We start from the raw sequence: 709 nt of genomic DNA, 5'->3' as shown, positions 1-709 counted from the left end.
GTCTCGGTCGACAGGTCGCTGTTTTCGCCGCCATAGCGGTCCAGGCAGATCCGGAAGCCGTTTTTCTGCAGGCTGGCGGCCCCGGCCTTGAGCCGCTGCTGGTCGGAAACGGTCGGCACGGCCATGAGGTCGAACTGGATCATCTTGTGCGGAATCTGGTACTTCTGGGTGATGGCGATGATCTGGTCGATGAAGTCGTCGAGGTTGAAGTCGTTGGGCGAAAGGTTGATGGAGACCGGCACGATCGGCAGGTCATCCGCCCGCCGCTTGGCCAGCAGCCGGCAGACATGGTCAAGGACATAGAGGTCCAGCTGGTAGACCAGGCCGCTTTTCTCCAGGACCGGGATGAAGCTGCTGGCCTTGAGCATGGAGTGGCCAGGCTCCTGCCAGCGGGAGACGGCCTCGAAGCTGCAGATCTTCTTGGAGTAGAGGTTGTAGATCGGCTGGTAGTAGACCTTGAGCCAGCTTTTGCTGAGGGCTTCTTCAAAGTGCCCCATCAAGTAGTCCCGCATCTCAAAGAGCTTCTTGACCTGGCCGTTGTAGAACTGGTAGGCCCTCTGCCGGTCATCGCCCATGTAGCGCATGGCCAGGTAGGCCTTGTCAACGGCGCTGGTTGCCGGCTCGGCTTCCTTCATTCTGAAGACGCCGGCCTTGACGGTCGTGACCCGGTCAGCTGCCTCAGAAGCGATCCGCTTCTGGATGTCCGGCA

1 protein-coding gene is annotated in these 709 nt (G+C 60.4%); it reads right to left on the bottom strand.

Annotated elements, in window-relative coordinates; all coding sequences use genetic code 11:
- Nucleotides 1-709, bottom strand: a 709-nt coding sequence (locus tag lacNas_RS02455; RefSeq protein WP_201346552.1) for an EAL domain-containing protein, incomplete at both ends; no start/stop codon positions are given.

This window comes from Lactobacillus nasalidis (assembly GCF_016587775.1).
Classification (GTDB): Bacteria; Bacillota; Bacilli; order Lactobacillales; family Lactobacillaceae; genus Lactobacillus; species Lactobacillus nasalidis.
Note: the sequence above shows the minus strand (reverse complement) of the source record. Positions and strands in the feature narration are given on the sequence as shown.